17 protein-coding genes are annotated in these 21,688 nt (G+C 70.3%); 16 read left to right on the top strand and 1 reads right to left on the bottom strand.

Annotated features, from left to right (window positions below; genetic code table 11):
* The first annotated feature begins 237 nt into the window (after window positions 1-237).
* The 11 genes from typA to ACIRNI_RS31415 all read left to right on the top strand — a co-directional run bounded on the left by typA (window position 238) and on the right by ACIRNI_RS31415 (window position 14,752).
* Complete coding sequence (typA, locus tag ACIRNI_RS31465) at window positions 238-2,145, top strand: translational GTPase TypA (RefSeq protein WP_403556731.1); 1,908 nt, start codon at window positions 238-240, stop codon at window positions 2,143-2,145.
* 598 nt (window positions 2,146-2,743) lie between these two features.
* Window positions 2,744-3,730 (top strand): ABC transporter permease, encoded by a 987-nt coding sequence (locus tag ACIRNI_RS31460; protein WP_403556730.1) that lies wholly within the window; start codon window positions 2,744-2,746, stop codon window positions 3,728-3,730.
* Between the two features lie 96 nt (window positions 3,731-3,826).
* The gene (locus tag ACIRNI_RS31455) at window positions 3,827-5,626 is read left to right on the top strand and encodes an ABC transporter substrate-binding protein (RefSeq protein WP_403556728.1); all 1,800 of its coding nucleotides are present in this window, start codon (window positions 3,827-3,829) and stop codon (window positions 5,624-5,626) included.
* Between the two features lie 118 nt (window positions 5,627-5,744).
* Window positions 5,745-6,722 (top strand): ABC transporter permease, encoded by a 978-nt coding sequence (locus tag ACIRNI_RS31450; protein ID WP_403556726.1) that lies wholly within the window; start codon window positions 5,745-5,747, stop codon window positions 6,720-6,722.
* A gap of 10 nt (window positions 6,723-6,732) precedes the next feature.
* Entirely contained in the window at window positions 6,733-7,794 is a 1,062-nt protein-coding gene (locus ACIRNI_RS31445; protein WP_403556724.1) for an ABC transporter ATP-binding protein, read from the top strand.
* 24 nt (window positions 7,795-7,818) lie between these two features.
* Window positions 7,819-8,955, top strand: coding sequence for an ABC transporter ATP-binding protein (locus ACIRNI_RS31440; protein ID WP_403556722.1), 1,137 nt, complete (start codon window positions 7,819-7,821; stop codon window positions 8,953-8,955).
* Between the two features lie 211 nt (window positions 8,956-9,166).
* Entirely contained in the window at window positions 9,167-10,786 is a 1,620-nt protein-coding gene (locus ACIRNI_RS31435; RefSeq protein ID WP_403556720.1) for an ABC transporter substrate-binding protein, read from the top strand.
* A gap of 57 nt (window positions 10,787-10,843) precedes the next feature.
* A complete protein-coding gene (locus ACIRNI_RS31430; protein WP_403556719.1) occupies window positions 10,844-11,767 on the top strand; it encodes an ABC transporter permease in 924 nt (307 codons plus the stop codon).
* On the top strand, window positions 11,760-12,713 hold the full coding sequence (locus ACIRNI_RS31425) for an ABC transporter permease (RefSeq protein ID WP_403556717.1): 954 nt from the start codon (window positions 11,760-11,762) through the stop codon (window positions 12,711-12,713). Before ACIRNI_RS31430 ends, ACIRNI_RS31425 begins: the two co-directional genes overlap by 8 nt.
* Before the next feature lie 22 nt (window positions 12,714-12,735).
* Window positions 12,736-13,728 (top strand): ABC transporter ATP-binding protein, encoded by a 993-nt coding sequence (locus ACIRNI_RS31420; protein ID WP_403556715.1) that lies wholly within the window; start codon window positions 12,736-12,738, stop codon window positions 13,726-13,728.
* Window positions 13,712-14,752 (top strand): ABC transporter ATP-binding protein, encoded by a 1,041-nt coding sequence (locus tag ACIRNI_RS31415; RefSeq protein ID WP_403556713.1) that lies wholly within the window; start codon window positions 13,712-13,714, stop codon window positions 14,750-14,752. The genes ACIRNI_RS31420 and ACIRNI_RS31415 overlap by 17 nt, the downstream gene beginning before the upstream one ends.
* A gap of 140 nt (window positions 14,753-14,892) precedes the next feature.
* On the opposite strand, the gene ACIRNI_RS31410 is transcribed toward ACIRNI_RS31415, so the two are convergent.
* A complete protein-coding gene (locus ACIRNI_RS31410; RefSeq protein ID WP_403556711.1) occupies window positions 14,893-17,040 on the bottom strand; it encodes a prolyl oligopeptidase family serine peptidase in 2,148 nt (715 codons plus the stop codon).
* Between the two features lie 157 nt (window positions 17,041-17,197).
* On the opposite strand from ACIRNI_RS31410, the gene ACIRNI_RS31405 reads away from it, so the two are divergent.
* From ACIRNI_RS31405 to ACIRNI_RS31385, 5 genes are all read left to right on the top strand, one after another.
* Window positions 17,198-17,392 (top strand): hypothetical protein, encoded by a 195-nt coding sequence (locus tag ACIRNI_RS31405; protein WP_355364084.1) that lies wholly within the window; start codon window positions 17,198-17,200, stop codon window positions 17,390-17,392.
* 37 nt (window positions 17,393-17,429) lie between these two features.
* On the top strand, window positions 17,430-18,347 hold the full coding sequence (gene mshB / locus ACIRNI_RS31400) for an N-acetyl-1-D-myo-inositol-2-amino-2-deoxy-alpha-D-glucopyranoside deacetylase (RefSeq protein WP_403556709.1): 918 nt from the start codon (window positions 17,430-17,432) through the stop codon (window positions 18,345-18,347).
* A complete protein-coding gene (locus tag ACIRNI_RS31395) occupies window positions 18,344-18,712 on the top strand; it encodes a DUF6113 family protein (protein ID WP_403556707.1) in 369 nt (122 codons plus the stop codon). The genes mshB and ACIRNI_RS31395 overlap by 4 nt, the downstream gene beginning before the upstream one ends.
* 151 nt (window positions 18,713-18,863) lie before the next feature.
* Entirely contained in the window at window positions 18,864-20,750 is a 1,887-nt protein-coding gene (locus ACIRNI_RS31390; RefSeq protein ID WP_403556705.1) for a hypothetical protein, read from the top strand.
* Between the two features lie 134 nt (window positions 20,751-20,884).
* A complete protein-coding gene (locus tag ACIRNI_RS31385) occupies window positions 20,885-21,577 on the top strand; it encodes a PepSY domain-containing protein (RefSeq protein ID WP_403556703.1) in 693 nt (230 codons plus the stop codon).
* The last annotated feature ends 111 nt before the right edge of the window (window positions 21,578-21,688 follow it).

The raw sequence follows: 21,688 nt of genomic DNA, 5'->3' as shown, positions 1-21,688 counted from the left end.
CGCCGGACCCACCGGTGGGCAAGCTCACGTCCGGCCCCGCAGGCCCCTCCTCACCAGCACCCCCCAGTGCCGCAGAGCCGTACCACCCGCCGCATGTCCGTGCTTCCCGAATGGGCAGGGAAGCCGCTTCCGCCCGTGCCCCGTACCATGGAACACAGCCGTGGCGCGACCGCCCGGCGGGCGTACGAGGACCAAGAGACGCCGCACCCACGATTTTGAGAGAAGCGCCAGCCACTTATGCCCACGCGCCACGACATCCGTAACGTCGCCATCGTCGCCCACGTCGACCACGGCAAGACGACCATCGTCGACGCCATGCTCAAGCAGGCCGGTGCCTTCGCCGCGCACCAGCTCGACTCGGTCGACGACCGCATGATGGACTCGAATGACCTGGAGCGTGAGAAGGGCATCACGATCCTCGCCAAGAACACGGCGGTGAAGTACCACCCCAAGGACGGCGGGGCGCCCATCACGATCAACATCATCGACACCCCCGGCCACGCCGACTTCGGTGGTGAGGTCGAGCGCGGTCTGTCGATGGTCGACGGCGTGGTGCTGCTCGTGGACGCCTCCGAGGGCCCGCTGCCGCAGACCCGCTTCGTGCTCCGCAAGGCGCTCCAGCGCCGGATGCCGGTGATCCTCTGCATCAACAAGACGGACCGCCCGGACTCCCGGATCGACGAGGTCGTCAACGAGACGTACGACCTGTTCCTGGACCTGGACGCGGACGAGGAGCAGATCGAGTTCCCGATCGTCTACGCCTGCGGCCGCGACGGCATCGCCTCGCTGACCAAGCCGGAGGACGGCACCGTCCCGGCCGACTCCGCCAACCTGGAGCCGTTCTTCTCCACCATCCTGGAGCACATCCCGGCCCCGGTGTACGACGAGGAGGCCCCCCTCCAGGCCCACGTCACCAACCTCGACGCCGACAACTTCCTCGGCCGCATCGCGCTGCTCCGCGTCGAGCAGGGCGAGCTGCGCAAGGGCCAGACGGTCGCGTGGATCAAGCGTGACGGCTCGATCTCCAACGTCCGCATCACCGAGCTGATGATGACCGAGGCGCTCACCCGCAAGCCGGCCGAGGTAGCGGGCCCCGGTGACATCTGCGCCGTCGCCGGTATCCCGGACATCATGATCGGCGAGACGCTGGCCGACCCGGAGAACCCGATCGCGCTGCCGCTGATCACGGTCGACGAGCCGGCGATCTCGATGGTCATCGGTACGAACACCTCGCCGCTGGTCGGCCGTGGCGCCACCGGCAAGGGCGCGGACAACAAGGCCGCCGTCAAGGACCGCAAGGTCACCGCCCGCCAGGTGAAGGACCGCCTGGACCGCGAGCTGATCGGTAACGTCTCGCTGCGCGTGCTGGACACCGAGCGCCCGGACGCCTGGGAGGTGCAGGGCCGCGGTGAGCTGGCGCTGGCCATCCTGGTCGAGCAGATGCGCCGCGAGGGCTTCGAGCTGACCATCGGCAAGCCGCAGGTGGTCACCAAGGAGATCGACGGCAAGGTCCACGAGCCCGTCGAGCGCATGACCATCGACGTGCCCGAGGAGCACATGGGCGCGGTCACGCAGCTCATGGGCGTCCGCAAGGGCCGGATGGACAACATGTCCAACCACGGCTCCGGTTGGGTCCGCATGGAGTTCGTCGTGCCGTCCCGCGGCCTCATCGGCTTCCGTACCGAGTTCCTGACGCAGACGCGCGGCACGGGCATCGCCCACTCCATCCACGAGGGCCACGAGCCGTGGTTCGGCACGCTGCAGACCCGTAACAACGGCTCGCTCGTCGCCGACCGTTCCGGCGCGGTCACCGCCTTCGCGATGACCAACCTCCAGGAGCGCGGCGTGCTCTTCGTGGAGCCGGGCACCGAGGTGTACGAGGGCATGATCGTCGGTGAGAACTCCCGCTCCGACGACATGGACGTCAACATCACCAAGGAGAAGAAGCTCACCAACATGCGGTCGTCCTCGGCCGACTCCTTCGAGGCGATCGTCCCGCCGCGCAAGCTCTCGCTGGAGCAGTCGCTGGAGTTCTGCCGCGACGACGAGTGCGTCGAGGTGACGCCGGAGGCCGTCCGCATCCGCAAGGTCAACCTGGACCAGCGCGAGCGCGCCCGCGCCGCCTCGCGCGCCAAGCACGGCTGACCGTGCGGCAGTACGGCTGAGCCGTACGTCCTCGTGTCGAACGGCCGTTGGGGTTCCGCCCCGGCGGCCGTTCGCCGTTCCCGGGGGCGGTGCGGGCCGCGCAGGGGCCCTCGGGGCGAGTCCTAGGGCTCCGGAGGGGCCGCGTCAATGCCTTTTCCCTGCCGAAGTGTTCGTATATCGACCGTCGCTCTCCGGAACGTGGGTTAACGGTCCGTTTCGCGGGTGTCTGTCTGTACTCAGTTTGTCCGGATTTCGGGCTTCGGGGTCTTGGCGATGTTGTCAAAACGAGACCCTTTAAGTGTGGTTTACGGCCCGGCTGTACTTAATAGTTGGCTCCATTGAGCTCGGGTCAATGGGTCACGCACTGTGGGGAGTGCGCCGACTCACGAGCACACTGGGGTACTTGGGGATCTCGCCGTCAGGGGTGTCGGTGGGATGCCGCGTATCCCTGTTGCGGTAACAAGTGAACTCATGAGGAGGACCCCATGCGTGGTGCCATAAGCACCGATCGGGTCGTGTCTGCGGTAGTGATCCCCACGGGGGCGGAACGACCGTGACAAGTCCAGCGCAGACCGAGGGCGTTGAAGCGTCCGCCGTCTTGGAAGTGGTTGCCCCGTCGAAGGACGAGGCTTCGTCGGCCAAGGACCCCGCCGGGCTCTCTCCCGGGCAGTTGATGTGGCGTCGATTCAAGCGTGACCGCACCGGAGTCGTCTCCGCTGTGATCGTCATCTTCTTCTTCGTCATCGCACTCCTCGCCCCGCTCATCGCGAAGGTGTACGGCAAGAACCCGTACACCCTCTACGGGCAGGAGACCATCGGGCTCCTCGACGAGTTCTCCATCCCGACCGGGTCGTTCGGCGGCATGTCCGGCGAATTCTGGTTCGGCATCGAGCCCATCCTGGGCCGTGATGTGTTCACGCAGCTGCTCTACGGCATGCGTACGTCCATCTACACGGCTCTGGCCGCGACGATCCTCATGGTCGTCGTCGGCGTGGTGGTGGGTCTGGTAGGCGGGTACTACGGCGGCAAGGTCGACTTCTGGCTCGGACGGTTCACCGACTTCCTGCTCGGTTTCCCCAGCCAGCTGTTCTTCATCGCGTCGATGCCCGTCGTCGTGGCGGCGTTCGTCAGCCCCGAAGAGGAGACGCCCACGGCGCTGCGCGCAGGCGCGATCATCGTGGTCCTGTCGTTCCTCGGCTGGATGGGCCTGTCCCGACTGATCAGGGCCGCGACCCTCTCCCTGCGCGAGCGGGAGTTCGTCGAGGCCGCGAAGATCGCGGGCGCTTCTCCCTGGCGGATCATCCGCAAGGAGCTGCTGCCCAACCTCGTCACCCCGATTCTCGTGCAGGCGACGCTGATGCTGCCCTCCACGATCCTTTCGGTGGCCTTCCTGTCCTACGTGGGTGTCGGCTTCGTCGAACCCACCCCGGACTGGGGCCGGATGTTCGCCATCGGCGCGAGCATCTACGAGCAGGACCCCGCGTACATGTTCTTCCCCGGGGTCGCCATGGTCGTCTTCGTCGTGGCCTTCAACCTGCTCGGTGACTCGGTACGCGACGCGTTCGACCCGAAGTCCGGTCGCTGACGTCATACCAGCGGGATAGCTGTCACCCCGCCGCCTTCGTGCGGTGTACCCGGACAGCACAGTTGGATCACTACTGACAGATAGGTACTCATCACCATGAGCATCTTTGGCACGCGCGCGGCACGTGCTGCCGTGGTCGCCCTGGCGGCCGGCTCGCTGGCGCTGACGGGTTGCAGCAGCAACGAAAAGGCCGGCTCCGAGTCCAAGGGACACAGCAAGGAGGAAGCCGCCAAGCAGGCCGCGGCCGTCTCCTTCGGTGACGCCAAGGCGTCGACCGGTCCGGCGGCCGAGGTCCCGGGCGCCAAGCCCGGCGGCACGATCAACATCTACCAGACGGACGACTTCTCGCACCTGGACCCGGGCCAGACCTACGTGAGCGACGGCCGTGCCCTCGGCCGCCTCCTCCACCGCGGTCTGACGCAGTACCAGGAGGACGACAAGGGCAAGCTCACCGTCGTCGGTGACATCGCCACCGACGCCGGCAAGACGACCGACGGCGGCAAGACCTGGACCTACACCCTCAAGAGCGGTGTGAAGGACCAGAACGGCAACGAGATCACCTCGGCCGACGTCCGTCACAGCATCGAGCGCCTGTACGCGCCGTTCATCAGCGACGGCCCGATCTACCTGCAGAACTGGCTCTCCGGCGAGGGCACCACGTACCGCAAGGCCCTGCCCGACGGTCCGTACAAGGGCAAGCACCTGCCGGACAGCGTGCTGGCGACTCCGGACCCGAAGACGGTCGTCTTCAAGTTCAAGGAGCCCCAGTCCGACCTCCCGCAGGCGCTCGCCATGGTCGGCTACTCCATCGTGCCGCAGAAGGCCGACACCAAGGAGAAGTACGACACCGCGCCGTCCGCCCTCGGCCCGTACAAGATCGCCGAGTTCAAGCCGGGCAAGTCGATGAAGCTCGTCAAGAACACGCACTGGGACCCGAAGACCGACTCGGTCCGCCACCAGTACGTCGACGGCTTCAACATCACGTTCAACATGGACGACGAGGCCCAGACCAAGGCCATCCTGGCCGACCGCGGCGAGGCCCAGAACGCCGTCCAGCTGACCGGCACGGTCGCCACGACCCAGGTCCGCAACGTCATCTCGAACGCCGAGGCGAAGAAGCGCACCATCCAGGGCTACCAGCCCTACGTCTGGCAGCTGAACTTCAACCTCGACCGGATGAAGGACAAGAAGGTCCGCGACGCCATCGCCCTGGCGATGCCGAACGCGAACGTCTTCCAGCCTGACGGCGGCGCGTACGGCGGCGAGATCGCCACCGGCCTGATCGCCCCCACCGTGCCGGGCTTCGAGAAGGACTACGACCCCTTCGGCAAGCTGAAGAAGCCGCTCGGTGACATCGAGAAGGCCAAGAAGCTGATCAAGGAGGCGGGCGCCGAGGGCAAGAAGGTCGTCTACGCCTACGCCAACACGCCGAAGCGCCAGCAGCAGGCCGTCGTCATCGAGAACGCGCTCACCAAGATCGGTCTCGACGTCCAGAAGAAGGAGATCGACGGCTCCACCTGGTACGAGCAGGTCGGCAAGGTCAACAACGGTCTCGACCTCTACATGACCGGCTGGGGCCAGGACTGGCCGTCCATGTCCACGGTCATCCCGCCGCTGTTCGACGGTACGCAGCTGCAGGACGGTTCGTCGGTGTACTCCCACATCAACGACCCGAAGGTGAACGCCGAGATCGCCCGGATCAAGAAGATCACGGACCCGGCCGAGGCCCAGAAGGCGTGGACCGCGCTGCACCACGACATCGTGGAGCGCATCAACCCCGCGGCGCCGCTGTACTTCACCAAGTCGCTGCAGATTCAGGGCTCCAACGTGGGCGGTGCGCGCTACTCCACCGAGATGAGCGTCATCGACGTCACGCGCCTGTACCTGAAGAAGTAACGACAGCTCAGGCAGGCCGGCTTTCCGGGGGTGTGCGCCCGGCGGAGCGCACACCCCCGGAGAACCCCGGCCCCCGCACGACCCCTCACAGCCGCCGTCCTGAGAGCAGCGACCAGCCATGCTTCGATTCCTTCTGCGCCGGACGCTCGGCGCAGTCCTGATCCTCTTCTTGATCAGCGCCTTCACCTTCTTCATGTTCTTCGCCATCCCGCAGGACCCCGCCCTGCTGGCATGCGGCAAGAACTGCACGCCCGACGCGCTGGCGATCATCCACAAGAACCTGGGCCTGGACCAGCCGGTGCCGGTGCAGTTCTGGAACTACATGGTCGGCATCTTCGTCGGGCGGGAATTCTCGGTCGGCCACTGCGCGGCCCCGTGCTTCGGTGTCTCCTTCGACAACCAGCAGATGGTGTGGGACACGATCATCGACCGTCTCCCGCTGACGGTCTCGCTCTCCCTCGGCGGCCTCGTGGTCTTCCTCACGGTCGGTCTCGCCGCCGGCATGATCGCCGCCTGGCGCAGGGGCACCGCGGTCGACAAGGTCTTCAGCGGCGGCTCGCTGGTGCTGTCCTCGCTGCAGATCTACTTCCTCGGCCCGGTCGTGATGGGCATCTTCGTCTACAGCACCGGCTGGCTCGACAAGCCGAAGTACGTGCCGTTCAGCGAGAGCCCCGGCGGATGGTTCATGGGTCTGCTGATCCCGTGGCTGGTCATGTCGGTGATCTTCACCGCCAACTACACGCGTATGGCCCGCTCCACGATGATCGAGCAGCTCCAGGAGGAGCACGTCCGCGCCGCCCGAGCCAAGGGCATGTCGGGCCGCTTCGTCTTCTTCCGCTACGCGTGGCGCGGTTCGCTGATCCCGATCGTCACCATCCTCGGCATGGACCTGGGCGCGCTGTTCGGCGGCGCGATGGTCACGGAGCTCACCTTCGGCCTGGCGGGCATCGGCCGCCTCGCCCGTGACTCGGTCATCGACAAGGACCTGCCGCTGACCATGGGTGTCATGGTCTTCAGCGCCGCCCTCATCCTCATGTTCAACATCATCGTGGACGCGCTGTACGCCATCATCGACCCGCGCGTGCGTCTGTCCTAGGAGAACGACCGTGACCACACTCACCAAGACCGAGGACGCCCCGGCCCCGACCGAGTCGGACGCGTTCCTGTCGGTGCGCGACCTGCGTGTCCAGTTCTCCACCGAGGACGGCATCGTCAAGGCCGTGGACGGGCTCTCCTTCGACCTCATGCGCGGCAAGACCCTGGGCATCGTGGGCGAGTCGGGCTCCGGCAAGTCGGTGACCAACCTGTCCATCCTGGGCCTGCACAACCCCCGCTCCACCACCATCACCGGCTCCATCGAGCTGGACGGCGAGGAGATCACCGACGCCTCGACCAAGCGGCTGGAGACGCTGCGCGGCAACAAGATGGCGATGATCTTCCAGGACGCGCTGACCGCCCTGTCGCCGTACTACACGATCGGCCGCCAGATCTCGGAGCCGTTCCGCAAGCACACCGGCGCCAGCAAGAAGGAGGCCCGCGACCGGGCCATCGAGATGCTCGGCAAGGTCGGCATCCCGTCGCCCGAGACGCGCGTCGACGACTACCCGCACCAGTTCTCCGGCGGTATGCGCCAGCGCGCCATGATCGCCATGTCGCTGGTCTGCAACCCCGCGCTGCTCATCGCCGACGAGCCCACCACGGCCCTCGACGTGACCGTGCAGGCGCAGATCCTCGACCTGCTCAAGGACCTCCAGCAGGAGTTCGGCTCCGCGATCATCCTGATCACGCACGACCTCGGCGTCGTCGCCAACATGGCCGACGACCTGCTGGTGATGTACGCCGGCCGGGCCGTGGAGCGCGGTTCCGTGCGCGAGGTGCTCAAGGCGCCCCAGCACCCGTACACCTGGGGTCTGCTCAGCTCCATGCCCCGCCTGTCGGGGGACGTCGGCGAGCCGCTGCGGCCGATCCCCGGTTCCCCGCCGAGCCTGCTGAACCCGCCGACCGGTTGCCCGTTCCACCCGCGGTGCGAGTTCCGGGACCTGGTCGACGGGGACCGCTGCGTGACCGAACGCCCGCTGCTGCCCGTGGGACGGGGCTCGGCGTGCCACATCGCGGCCGAGCGGAAGCAGCAGGTTTTCATCGAGACGATTCAGCCCCGGCTGGGCTGACGACCGGCGACTGGGGCTAAGACCATGAGCGAGAACAACACCACCAAGGACGCCGGCGAGGCGGTCCCGCAGCAGCGCGACCGGTCATCGGCCGAGCCGCTGCTGGAGACCAAAGGACTGACCAAGCACTTCCCGATCATGGGGGGCTTCCCCATCAAGCGGAAGGTGGGCGCGGTCCAGGCCGTCGACGGCGTGGACCTGGCCGTCTACCCCGGCGAGAGCCTGGGCCTGGTGGGCGAGTCCGGCTGCGGCAAGTCGACCACCGGCAGGCTCCTGACGCGTCTGCTGGAGCCGACCGGCGGCACCATCACCTACCGCGGCCAGGACATCACGCACGCCAAGCGCAGGCAGCTGGCGCCGATCCGGTCCGAGATCCAGATGATCTTCCAGGACCCGTACGCGTCGCTGAACCCGCGGCAGACCGTCGGCACGATCATCTCCGGGCCGATGGAGATCAACGGCATCAACCCGCCCGGCGGCCGTGAGAAGCGGGTCCGGGAGCTGCTGGAGATCGTCGGGCTCAACCCGGAGCACTACAACCGCTTCCCGCACGAGTTCTCGGGCGGTCAGCGCCAGCGCATCGGCGTGGCCCGGGCGCTCGCCCTGGAGCCGAAGCTGATCGTCGCGGACGAGCCGGTCTCCGCGCTGGACGTGTCCATCCAGGCGCAGGTCGTCAACCTGCTCCAGGACCTCCAGCGGGACATGGGCATCGCGTTCGTGTTCATCGCGCACGACCTCGCCGTCGTACGCCACTTCTCCGAGCGCGTGGCCGTGATGTACCTGGGCAAGGTGGTGGAGGTCGCGGACCGCGACTCGCTCTACAACCGCCCGCGCCACCCGTACACGCACGCGCTGCTGTCGGCCGTGCCGGAGGCGGACCTCGACACCGAGCGCCGGGAGCGCATCCGCCTCTACGGCGACGTGCCGTCGCCGATCATGCCGCCGTCCGGCTGCCGCTTCCGTACGCGGTGCTGGAAGGCGCAGGACATCTGCGCGAGCGAGGAGCCGCCGCTCGTCCGGGTCGAGGGCAACCGCGAGGGGCACCTGACGGCGTGCCACTTCCCGGAGGAGCCGACGACCGAGGCGCGCGGCGAGGACATCGTCCTCGACCCGGCGCTGGCGGCCCTGGAGGCCGAGGCGACGCCGAAGAAGACGGTGTAAGCACCCGCCGCCCGAAGGGCCCCGTACCGCCGCGAGCCACGGCGGTACGGGGCCCTTCTGCGTGCGCTTGCCACCCCTGCGGACGCGATGGGCGTGCGGGGCCGCCCGGTATGGGGTGGTATGTGGGTCCAGGCCGGGAGCGAGGACCGAGGAGCGGGCGAGGCCGAGGACCGAGGCCCCGGGGACCGACGACCCCCACGGGAGGCACCCCATGCGCGGAGCCACGCACGTCAGGTCGGCCGCATGCGCCGTGGCCGTCGCCCTCGCGGCGACCGCCTGCGGCGGTGGCGCCGCCGGCGGGGGCGCCGACGGGATCGTGCGCTCCTCCTGGGGCGACCCGCAGAACCTCATCGAGCCGGCCAACACCAACGAGGTCCAGGGCGGCAAGGTCCTCGACATGGTCTTCCGCGGCCTCAAGCGGTACGACCCCGAGACCGGCCAGGCCCACGACCTCGTGGCCGAGAAGATCGGGACGACCGACTCCAGGAACTTCACCATCACCCTCAAGCCCGGCTGGACCTTCAGCAACGGCGAGCCCGTCACCGCCCGCTCCTTCGTCGACGCCTGGAACTACGCCGCCCACCTCGACAACAAGCAGAACAACGCGCCCTTCTTCAGCGACATCGTCGGCTACGACGACGTCCACCCCGCCTCCGGCGCCCCCCGGGCCAAGACCATGAGCGGACTGGTCGTCAAGGACGACCGCACCTTCACCGTGGCCCTCAAGGACACCTTCTCCACCTGGCCCGAGACCCTCGGCTACCACGCCTTCGTCCCCCTGCCCCGCGCCTTCTTCACTGACCACGACGGCTGGCTGGACAAGCCCGTCGGCAACGGCCCCTACGCCGTGGAGTCGTACCAGAAGGGCTCCGCCATGAAGCTGCGCCGTTGGGACGGTTACCCCGGCCCCGACAAGGCGCACAACGGCGGCGTGGACCTCGTCGTCTACACCGACAACAACACCGCCTACACCGACCTGATGGCGGGCAACCTCGACCTCGTCGACGACGTACCCGCGCAAGCGCTGAAGAACGCGGCCGCCGACCTCGGCGACCGCTACATCAACCAGCCCGCCCTCATCCTCCAGACCCTCGCCTTCCCGATGTACCGGCCGGAGTGGTCCAAGCCCGGCATGGAGAAGGTCCGCCGCGGCCTGTCCATGGCCATCAACCGCGACGAGATCACCCGCCAGATCTACCAGGGGACCCGCACCCCCGCGAAGGACTGGACCTCCCCGGCCCTCGGCCGCGAGGGCGGCCACACGCAGCTGTGCGGCGACGCCTGCGCGTACGACCCCGCCCGGGCCAAGAAGCTCATCGAGGAGGGCGGCGGGCTGCCCGGCGGACGGCTGACGCTCACCTCCAACGTCGACACCGGCTCGCACCGCGCCTGGATGGACGCCGTCTGCAACAGCGTCAACAACGCGCTGGGCAAAGGCCCGGTCTGCACGGTCGACCCCGTCGGCACCTTCGCCGACTACCGCAGCCGCACCACGACCTTCCGCATGTCCGGCCCCTTCCGCTCCGGCTGGCAGGCCGACTACCCGCTCATCCAGAACTTCCTGCAGCCGCTGTACTACACCGGCGGCTCCGCCAACCACGGCAAGTTCAGCGACCAGCGGTTCGACGCCCTCGTCGACAAGGCCAACCGCACGACCGACCAGGCCCAGGCGGTCAAGGACTTCCAGGCCGCCGAGCGGATCCTCGCCGAGCAGATGCCGGTCATCCCGCTCTGGTACCAGAACGGCAGCGCCGGCTACTCCGAGCGCCTGAGCGACGTGGCCCTCAACCAGTTCAGCGTCCCCGTCTACGACCGGATCAAGGTCGGCTGACGCCCGCGCCCGCACCGCGACCGACACCGCCCGCGACCGACGACGACCGGAGCTCCCATGGGACGGTATGTGATCCGGCGGCTGCTCCAGATGATCCCGGTGTTCATCGGCAGCACCTTCCTCATCTTCTTCATGGTGTACGCCCTCGGCGACCCGGTCGCCGCCCTCTTCGGCGACCGCGAACCCGACCCCGCCACCGCCGCCCGCATCCGCGCGGAACTCCACCTCGACGAGCCCCTGTGGAAGCAGTACCTGCTCTACATGGGCCAGATCTTCCGGGGCGACTTCGGCACCGCCTTCAACGGCCGCCGGGTCACGGAACTGATGGCCTCGGCCTTCCCCGTCACCCTCCGCCTCACCCTCGTCGCCATCGTCATCGAGGTCCTCATCGGCGTCACCCTCGGCGTCGTCAGCGGCCTCAAGCGCGGCCGGCCCCTCGACACCGGCCTGCTCGTCCTCACCCTCGTCGTGATCTCCGTCCCCACCTTCGTCTCCGGCTACCTGCTCCAGTACCTGCTCGGCGTGAAGTGGGGCTGGGTGCGCCCCTCGGTCTCCCCGGACGCCCGCCTCGACGAGCTGATCCTGCCCGGCACCGTGCTGGCCCTGGTGTCACTGGCGTACGTCACCCGCCTGAGCCGGACGTCCATCGCCGAGAACATCCGCGCCGACTACGTCCGCACCGCCATCGCCAAGGGCCTGCCCCGCCACCGCGTCATCACCCGGCACGTGCTGCGCAACTCGCTCATCCCCGTCGTCACCTTCATCGGCGCCGACATCGGCTCGCTCATGGGCGGGGCCATCGTCACCGAGCGGATCTTCAACATCCACGGCGTCGGCTACCAGCTCTACCAGGGCATCCTGCGCAACAACGCGCCCACGGTCGTCGGCTTCGTGACGATCCTGGTGATCGTCTTCCTGGTGGCGAACCTGCTCGTCGACCTGCTGTACGCGGTCCTGGACCCGAGGATCCGTTATGCCTGAACCCGACCTCGACCGGCACGACGCCGTCGCCCCGACCGGCGCGGGCGGCGCCATGGACCTCGCCCTCAGCGAAGCGGGGTCGCTCCGCGCCGACGGCCGCCGCCCCCGCTCCCTGTGGAGCGACGCCTGGCACCAGCTGCGCCGCGACCCCGTCTTCGTCGTCTCCGCCCTCCTCATCGTCTTCCTCGTCCTGATCGCCCTCTGGCCGCAGATCCTCACCTCCGGCGACCCGCTCCGCTGCGACCTGTCCAAGTCGCAGCAGGGCTCGGCGCCGGGTCACCCGTTCGGGTACGACACCCAGGGCTGCGACGTCTACACCCGTACGGTGTACGGCGCCCGTGCCTCCATCACCGTCGGCGTCTGCGCCACCCTCGGCGCCGCGCTGCTGGGCAGCCTCCTCGGCGGGCTCGCCGGCTTCTTCGGCGGCTGGTGGGACGCGCTGCTGTCGCGCACCGCCGACGTGTTCTTCGGCATCCCCGTCGTCCTCGGCGGCCTGGTGTTCCTCTCCGTCGTCACCAGCTCCGCCGTGTGGCCGGTGGTCGGCTTCATCGTGCTGCTCGGCTGGCCCCAGGTCGCCCGCATCGCCCGCGGCGCCGTCATCACCGCCAGGGAGCACGACTACGTCCAGGCCGCCCGGGCGCTCGGCGCGGGCAGCGGCCGCATGCTGCTGCGCCACGTCGCGCCCAACGCCGTCGCGCCGGTCATCGTCGTGGCGACCATCGCCCTGGGCACGTACATCGCCCTGGAGGCCACGCTGTCCTTCCTGGGCGTCGGCCTGCGCCCGCCGACCGTCTCCTGGGGCATCGACATCTCCAACGCCGCACCCCAGATCCGCAATGCCCCGCACATGCTGCTGTGGCCGGCCGGGGCCCTGTCCCTCACCGTTCTCGCCTTCATCATGCTCGGCGACGCGGTCCGCGACGCCCTCGACCCCAAGCTCGGCTAGACGCCCCCTAGGGAGCCCCACCATGTCCGACACCCTGCTGGAGGTACGCGACCTGCGCGTGGAGTTCCGTACCCGCGACGGGGTCGCCAAGGCCGTCAACGGCGTCTCGTACGCGGTCGACGCCGGTGAGACCCTCGCCGTGCTCGGTGAGTCGGGCTCCGGCAAGTCCGTCACCGCGCAGGCCGTCATGGGCATCCTGGACACGCCGCCGGCCCGGATCACGGGCGGCGAGATCCTCTTCAAGGGCCGCGACCTGCTCACCCTCAAGGAGGAGGCCCGGCGCCGGATCCGCGGCGCCGAGATGGCGATGGTCTTCCAGGACGCCCTGTCGGCGCTCAACCCCGTGCTCACCGTGGGCGACCAGCTCGGCGAGATGTTCGTCGTCCACCGCGGCATGTCGAAGCGCGACGCCCGCGCCAAGGCCGTCGAGCTGATGGACCGGGTCCGCATCCCGGCGGCCCGAGAGCGGGTCGGCCAGTACCCGCACCAGTTCAGCGGCGGCATGCGCCAGCGCATCATGATCGCCATGGCCATGGCGCTGGAACCCGCCCTGATCATCGCCGACGAGCCCACCACGGCCCTCGACGTCACCGTCCAGGCCCAGATCATGGAGCTCCTCGCCGAGCTGCGCCGCGACCTCGGCATGGGGCTCATCCTCATCACCCACGACCTCGGCGTCGTCGCCGACGTCGCCGACCGGATCGCCGTCATGTACGCGGGCCGGATCGTCGAGACCGCGCCCGTCCACGACCTCTACAAGGAACCCGCTCACCCCTACACCGCCGGGCTGCTCGACTCGATCCCGCGCCTCACCCACAAGGGCAGGGAGCTGTACGCCATCAAAGGCATGCCGCCGAGCCTGCTGGACATCCCGCCCGGCTGCCCCTTCCACCCGCGCTGCCCGCGCGCCCGCGACGTGTGCCGCATCGACGAACCGCCGCTCCACGAGGTGTCCGACGAGCGGGGCAGCGCCTGCCACTTCTGGAAGGAGACCCTCCATGCCGCCGATTCTTGAGGTGCGCGGGCTCGTCAAGCACTACCCCCTCACCCGAGGCGTCCTCTTCAAGAAGCAGACCGGCGCCGTCAAGGCCGTCGACGGCGTCGACTTCATCCTGGACGCGGGCGAGACGCTCGGCATCGTGGGGGAGTCCGGCTGCGGCAAGTCCACCCTCGCCCGGATGCTCGTCAACCTGGAACGGCCCACGGCCGGGCGGATCCTGTACAAGGGCGAGGACATCACCCGGCTCTCCGGCCGCGCCCTGAAGGCCGTCCGCCGCAACATCCAGATGGTGTTCCAGGACCCGTACACCTCCCTGAACCCGCGCATGACCGTCGGCGACATCGTCGGCGAGCCGTACGAGATCCATCCCGAGGCCGCGCCGAAGGGCGACCGGCGCCGCAGGGTGCGGGAGCTGCTCGACGTCGTCGGCCTCAACCCCGAGTACATCAACCGCTATCCGCACCAGTTCTCCGGCGGCCAGCGCCAGCGCATCGGCATCGCGCGCGGCCTCGCCCTGCGCCCCGAGATCATCGTGGCCGACGAGCCGGTGTCCGCCCTCGACGTCTCCGTACAGGCACAGGTGATCAACCTGCTGGCCCGCCTCCAGGACGAGTTCGGCCTCAGCTACGTCTTCATCGCGCACGACCTGTCGATCGTGCGGCACATCTCCGACCGGGTCGGCGTGATGTACCTCGGCAGGATCGTCGAGACCGGCACCGACACCGAGATCTACGACCACCCCACGCACCCGTACACCCAGGCCCTGCTGTCGGCGGTGCCGGTGCCCGACCCGGCGGCGCGGGCGGCGCGGGGGGACCGGATCCTGCTCACGGGCGACGTGCCGTCCCCCGCCGACCCGCCCTCGGGGTGCCGGTTCCGCACCCGGTGCTGGAAGGCGCGCGACACGTGCGCCAAGGAGGTGCCGCCGCTGGCCGTGCCGGTGCCGCTGGCGCACCGGGAGGGCCCGGCGCGGCACGCCTCGGCCTGCCACTTCGCGGAGGAGAGACGGGTGGTGGCGGCCCCGGAACCACTCGCCTGACGGTCGCTCAGGGATTAACAGCCGGGTAACGGCGCGGAATTCGTTCCGATATACGGACACGCCAGCCTGGAGGGCGTACGGCCGTGCGGGTGCCGTGGACCGGCCGGGGCGCAGCGATGTCGCCCCGGCCGGTCGCCGTATCAGGACAGGCCCAGTGACCGCTTCAGGAAGTCCACCTGAAGCAGCAGCAGGTTTTCGGCCACTTGCTCCTGCGGCGTCATGTGCGTCACGCCCGTCAGCGGCAGCACCTCATGGGGCCGGCCCGCCGCCAGCAGCGCCGACGACAACCGGAGCGTATGGGCCATCACCACGTTGTCGTCCACCAGACCATGGATGATCATCATCGGCCTGGCCGGCTCCTGCGGTGCCACCAGACCGTCGTCACCCACCAACGAGTTCGCCTCGTACACCTCCGGCGCCTCCTGCGGCATCCCGAGGTACCGCTCGGTGTAGTGCGTGTCGTACAGGCGCTGGTCGGTCACCGGCGCCCCCACCACCCCCGCGTGGAACACGTCCGGGCGCCGCAGCACGGCCAGACCGGCCAGCAGGCCGCCGAACGACCAGCCCCGGATCGCCACCCGGTCCAGGTCCAGCGGAAAGCGGTCCGCCAGCCCGTGCAACGCCTCGACCTGGTCGTCCAGCGTCAGCGTCAGCCGGTCCTTGACCGCCTTCTCCCAGGCGGGCGAGCGCCCCGGCGCGCCCCGCCCGTCCGCCACGATCACCGCGAACCCCTGGTCGGCGAACCACTGCGACGTCAGGTGCGCGTTGTGCGCGGCCAGCACCCGCTGCCCGTGCGGCCCGCCGTACGGGTCCAGCAGCACCGGCAGCGGCCCGTCGCCCTCCTCGTACGCGCGCGGCAGCAGCACCGCGCACGGGATGCGGTGCGGGCCCGACTCGGTGAGCGTCAGGCGCGGCGAGAGCACCGGCGTCTCGGCGTACGAGGCGATGTCCGCCACCGGCTTGCCGTCGCGCAGCACCCGCACGGTCTGCCCCGGCGTGCGGGGCCGCGACGACGCCAGGACCGTCACCGCACCGGACCGCACCGCCGAGTGGACACCCGGGCCCTCGGACACTCTTTCGATGCCGAGTTCATTGACCCGGTACACATGAATCTCGCCAATTTCCGGGTCCGGTCCGGGCGCCTCCTCGCCGGCCGACGCCTGGACGAGCACATCGTTGTCGCCGACGTCCAGCACGGCCCGCAGCTGCGTCTGCGCCCCGGTCAGCGCGCGGTCGCCCACCGCCAGCACCCGGGCCCCCGCCTCGTCCGCGATCCGCACCAGCCGCCCGTCCGGAGCCCAGGCCGGCACCCCCGGCAGCAGCTCCAGCCACACCGGGTCCTCGTCCACGTGCACCGTGCGCGTCGCCCCGGACTCCGTGTCCACCGCCAGGTACGCCTGCGTCCGCTGGTCCCGCGCCTGCACCAGCAGCAGCGGAGCGCCCGCCGACGACCAGTGCACCCGCGCCAGGTACGGGTAGCGCGCCCGGTCCCACTCCACTTCCGTACGGGACCCGTCCAGCCCCACGAAGCACAGCCGTACGTCCGCGTTGGCCGTCCCCGCCGCCGGGTACGCCACCTCGGACGGCTCCCGGTCCGGATGAGCCGGATCCGAGATCCACCAGCGCTGTACGCCGCTCTCGTCGACCCGCGCGACCAGCAGGCGGTCCGACTCCGGCGACCACCAGAAACCGCGCGAGCGGCCCATCTCCTCGGCCGCGATGAACTCCGCGAGCCCATAGGTGAGGTGCGCGCCCTCCGGTTCCGCCAGGGCCCGGTCGCCCTCCCCGTCCGCGCCGGTCACCCGCAGCGCGCCCTGCGCCACGTACGCGATGTGCCGGCCGTCGGGCGAGGGGCGCGGGTCGATCACCGGTCCGCGCGCGGGCAGTTCACGCGCCGTACCGGCGCGCAGCTCCGCCGCGTACAGCCGCCCGGACAGCGCGAACGCCACCAACTCCACGGCGGCGTCCACCGCGTAGCCGACGATGCCGCCGGCACCCTCCCGGCTGCGCTCACGGCGCGCCCGCTCCTCCGGCGGCAACTGCTCCTCGGCGCCGCCGAGCAGCGCTTCCGGGTCGGCGGCGAGGCGCTCGCGCGGCTCGCCCTCGAGATCGAGCAGCCACAGCTGGTGGGCGCGGTGGGTGGAGCCGGGTGAGCGGAGGAAGACGACCCGGTGTCCGTCGGGTGAGACGGTGAACGCCCGGGGCGCGCCGAGGGTGAAGCGCTGGGTCCTGGCGTACTGACGGGGGAACGAAAGCTGTTGCCTTGAGGTCTGTTGCCTGGAGGTCATGCGTCCGAAACTAGCGGTCGTGCGCCCCCATGTGCTGCCGTGCACCGATCGATGCGTGAGATCGGATAGTTATGATCCGTACGGCCAGATGGGTATGTACCCTCCGGCACATGCGCGCTGCCCGGTCCGACGTGAATATCTATGGAGGTGAACCGCCGTGGCACTCTCGATTTCGGTGGTTGTGCTGCTGGCGATCGTCGTCTTCCTGCTGATCAAGAAGTCCGGGCTGAAGGGCGGGCACGCGGCCGTCTGCATGCTGCTCGGCTTCTACCTGGCGAGCTCCTCCATCGCGCCGACCATCAGTGAGCTGACGACCAACGTGGCCGGCATGATCGGCGGCATCAAGTTCTGAGCGGCCCCTTGTGGCTGGTCCGTTCTAGGGTGTCCGTATGACGGAACAGCCCTCCCGTCGTCTGCTCCTGGTGCACGCGCACCCCGACGACGAGTCGATCAACAACGGCGCCACGATGGCCAAGTACGCGGCCGAGGGCGCCCAGGTCACCCTCGTGACCTGCACACAGGGCGAGGAGGGCGAGGTCATCCCGCCCGCCCTCGCCCATCTCGCACCCGACCGGGAGGACCGGCTGGGCCCCCATCGCGTCGGCGAACTGGCCGCCGCGATGAAGGAGCTGGGCGTCACCGACCACCGCTTCCTGGGCGGGCCCGGCCGCTTCCGCGACTCCGGGATGATGGGCGCCCCGCAGAACCACCGCGACGGCGCCTTCTGGCACACGGACGTGGACGACGCCGCGCCGTACCTGGTCGAGGTCGTCCGCTCCGTACGGCCGCAGGTGCTCATCACGTACGACCCCGACGGCGGCTACGGCCACCCCGACCACATCCAGGCCCACCGGGTCGCCATGCGCGCCGCCGAACTGGCCGCCGAGCCGGCCTACCGGCGCGACCTCGGAGACCCCCACGAGATCGCCAAGATCTACTGGAACCGGGTGCCGCGGGCGGTCGCCGAGGAGGGCTTCGCGCGGCTGCGCGCGGCCGGCGCCTTCCCGGAGGCGGCGGCGGTCGAGGACGTACCCGGTCTCGTAAACGACGCGCTCGCCGACGCGCTCGTCACGGCGGAGATCGACGGGAGCGCGTACGCGGAGCGGAAGGTGGCCGCGATGCGGGCGCACGCCACGCAAATCACCGTGGAGGGCGCGTTCTTCGCGCTGTCGAACAAGCTGGGACAGCCCCTCTTCACCACGGAGTACTACCAGTTGGCGCAGGGCCGCTCCGGCGCGCCCGCGGGGGAGCGGGAGCGCGACCTCTTCGCGGGGCTCGCGGGGCTCGCGGAAGGGGCCGGGGCATGAGCGCCGCACGCACCCTCTCGTACGCCGGACTCGCCGTCCTGGGCTTCCTGGTGGGCGTCGCGGGCTCGCTGGTCCAAGGCGGCTGGGTGCCGGGCGGGTTGCTGCTCGCGCTGGCGGGAACCGCGGGGCTCTTCTACGGCGCCCTGCGCCTCACCGGCACACCGGTGGGCGTCGGCGCGGCCGGGGCGGGATGGCTCGCCGCCGTCCTGCTGCTCAGCCGCGGCCGCCCGGAGGGCGACGGGGTCTTCGCGGGCGGCATCGTCGAGCTGGTCTACCTGCTGGGCGGCATGGCCGTCGCTGTGATGTGCGCCACCATGGTGCGTGTGCCGCCATCGGGCGGCCCGAGCGGCCGACTTGGCGTGTGACGTGCCCGGACCCGCCGGACTTCGTCCGGAATGACCGTTCCTGTTCTCCTGGGCGAGGGGTGCGTTCCGGCGGCGGCCAGTATGGTGGTGCGCGCCGCCGGGCGCCCGCGGGTGTGAGTGCGGGCGGCGGAGCCAACCGGGAGAACCTGCTTTGAGTCGTGAAACTGACAGTTCGTCCTCCGGCCCCCAGGGGCGCGGCGGAGCCGCGTACCCCTCGGGTACACCGCCGTACGGATCGCGCCAGTACGACGCTCCGGAGGAGGCGGCCCGGACCGCCGCGGAGCCGGACGAGCCCAGGACCGAGACCACGCTGACGACGCGCATCCGGATCAACATCCCGGGTTCGCGGCCGATCCCGCCGGTCGTCATGCGCAAGCCGATGAGCGAGGCGGAGGCCGGGGCCGGTGCCGCGGCCGCAGCCCCGGCGCGGGAGGCGGCGAGGCCGGAGCCCGCGGAGGAGGCGCCGAAGGCGCCGACGCAGGCGCAGGCCCAAGCCCGGGCGACAGCACCGGCGCAGGGACAGGGACAGGCCCAGGGTCAGGACAAGCCGGCGAGCGACTGGTTCGCCCCGCGCAAGCCGCCCGCACCGGCCCCCGAGCCCGCGCCGCCCGCAGCGTCCGCGCCGCCTGCCGCGTCCACGCCGTCCGCGCCGGAGCCGTCCGCGCCCGTGTCGTCCCTCCGGGGCCTCGTGGGGGTGGATGACGCGCCGCCGCCGTACTACGGCCCCGGCCCCAGCGGGCCGACCACCGGCCCGGCGACCGGCACCATGGGCGCGGTCCCGCGCATGTCGGACGACACCGCCGTACTGACGCCGCAGCCGCCCGCACCCGAGCCCGCGGAGCACGCCTACGCCCCGGCCCCGGCTCCGGGGGGCCCGGCGGGTCCGCCGTCGGGCGGGCACGTCTCCGGGGACACGTTGACCAGCGGCCTCCCGGTGGTCCCCGCCGACCACGGCGCGCCGTCCCCGTCCCCCTCGCCGTTCCCGGTGACGGGCCCGGCCCAGGTGGCCGCGACCCACGCCCCCGGGGAGCCCGCCGCCGCCCCGGCACCCGCGCGACCGGCCCCCGCGGCCGCCCCCGCCCCGAAGAAGAAGGGCCGCTCCAAGCTGGTCCTGCTCGGCGCGGGCGTCGTGGGCCTGGCCGGTGTGGCGTACGGCGCCGGCCTGCTCCTCAACCACGCCGAGGTCCCCAAGGGCACCACGGTCCTCGGCGTCGACATCGGCGGCGGTACGAAGGAGGAGGCGGTCCAGAAGCTGGAGACCGCCTTCGGCAAGCGCGCCACCGCCCCGCTCCAGCTGTCCGTGGGCGGCAAGAAGGAGGAGCTGGCCCCCGACAAGGCGGGCCTGTCCCTGGACGCCGAGGAGACGGTCCGCGCGGCCGCGGGCAGCGACTACAACCCCGTCTCGGTCATCGGCTCCCTCTTCGGCGCCGAGCGCGCGGCCCAGCCGGTGTTCCCGGTCGACGAGGAGAAGCTCAGCGTCGCCCTGACGGACCTGGCGGGCGCCTCCGGCTCGGCCACCGAGGGGACGATCACCTTCCAGCCGAACAAGCCGGTCGCGGTCCCGGGCAGGGCCGGCAAGTCGCTCGACGTCCCGCGCTCGATGATCTCGGTGCGCGACGCGTACCGCGCCCACGTCGAGACGGGCACGGAGAACGTCGTCGAGCTCCCCGTCACCACCAAGCAGCCGACGATCACCCAGGCCGAACTGGACCGGGCGATGAACGAGTTCGCCAAGCCCGCGATGTCCGGCCTGGTCACGATCAAGGCCGGTGGCAAGCAGATCCAGTTCGGTCCGGCCCGCTCGCTGCCGAAGATCCTCTCCATGAAGCCAGTCAACGGCCGCCTGGTCGAGGTGTACGACAAGAAGGCGATCAACGACCTGCTGGACGGCGTCTTCGACGGCGTCATGATCACCAAGGGCGACGGCCGCAAGCACCAGGTCTCCGCCGACGACGTCGCCCACGCCCTCCAGACGGCCCTGCTGGGCAAGACCCCGGCGGAGCGCACGGAGGAGATCGACCTCGGCGGCGAGGGCTGACCCGCCCGTACGGAGAGAGCCCCCGCCCGGATCGGGCGGGGGCTCTTTCGCGTGTGCGACAACGGCTTCGGCCGATCGGGTCGGCTTCCGCCCACTCCGCATGGCCGCCCCGCTCCGGCGGTACGGGTGGCCACATGAGCGTGACGAACCGCACCCTCCGTATCCGTGCCGTCGCCGCCGTGTGCGCCCTCGCCGGTTCCGCCGCGCTGGTCACCGCCTGCGGGGCCGAAGAGGCGACCCGGGCCGGGGCCGCCGCGCCCACCCCCACGCACGCGCCGCCGAGCCGGCCCTTCACCCAGGACCAGGCCGACCGCAAGGCCCTGGTCCCGGCGGCCAAGGTCCCCTGGGACAAGGCGGCCGCCACGGCGGTCGGCGAGGTGCCGCAGGGCAAGCTCGTGGAGATCGACCTCAAGCGCGCGACCGCCGCGAGCCCCAGCCCCGCCACGCCCAGCCCCGGCACCCCCGCCCCCGGCACGCCCTTGTGGGCCGCCGAGGTCGCCACCACCGACGGCACCGTCCGCACGGTCCACGTCGACGCCGTCACCGGCAAGGTGACCCGGTCCGAGGCCGACCGGGACCAGGACGCCGACGACAAGCGCGAGCTCGCCGACCGGCTCCGCAAGGCACGGCAGGTGCCCAAGCAGGCCGTCCAGACGGCCACCGACAAGAAGAAGGGCACGGTCACCGCCGTACACCTCGACGAGGACGACGCCAACAAGCTCATCTGGTCGGTCGACGTCGTCACGACCGACGACTGGTACAAGACGACGTTCGACGTCGACGCGACCAACGGCAAGATCCTGCGCGAGCACGTCGACCGCGACTAGCCCCGGCTCAGCACGGCCTAGTAGTGCTTTGTTAGCTGGTCTTGTCACGTGGGGTGTCTGGTAGTTCGCTGGCTGTATGAGGGCTGGGGAGCTTGCAGCGGTTCGGGGCCG

The organism is Streptomyces sp. NPDC093546, from assembly GCF_044765045.1.
GTDB lineage: Bacteria > Actinomycetota > Actinomycetes > Streptomycetales > Streptomycetaceae > Streptomyces.
This window is presented reverse-complemented; position numbering and strand designations above follow the sequence as displayed.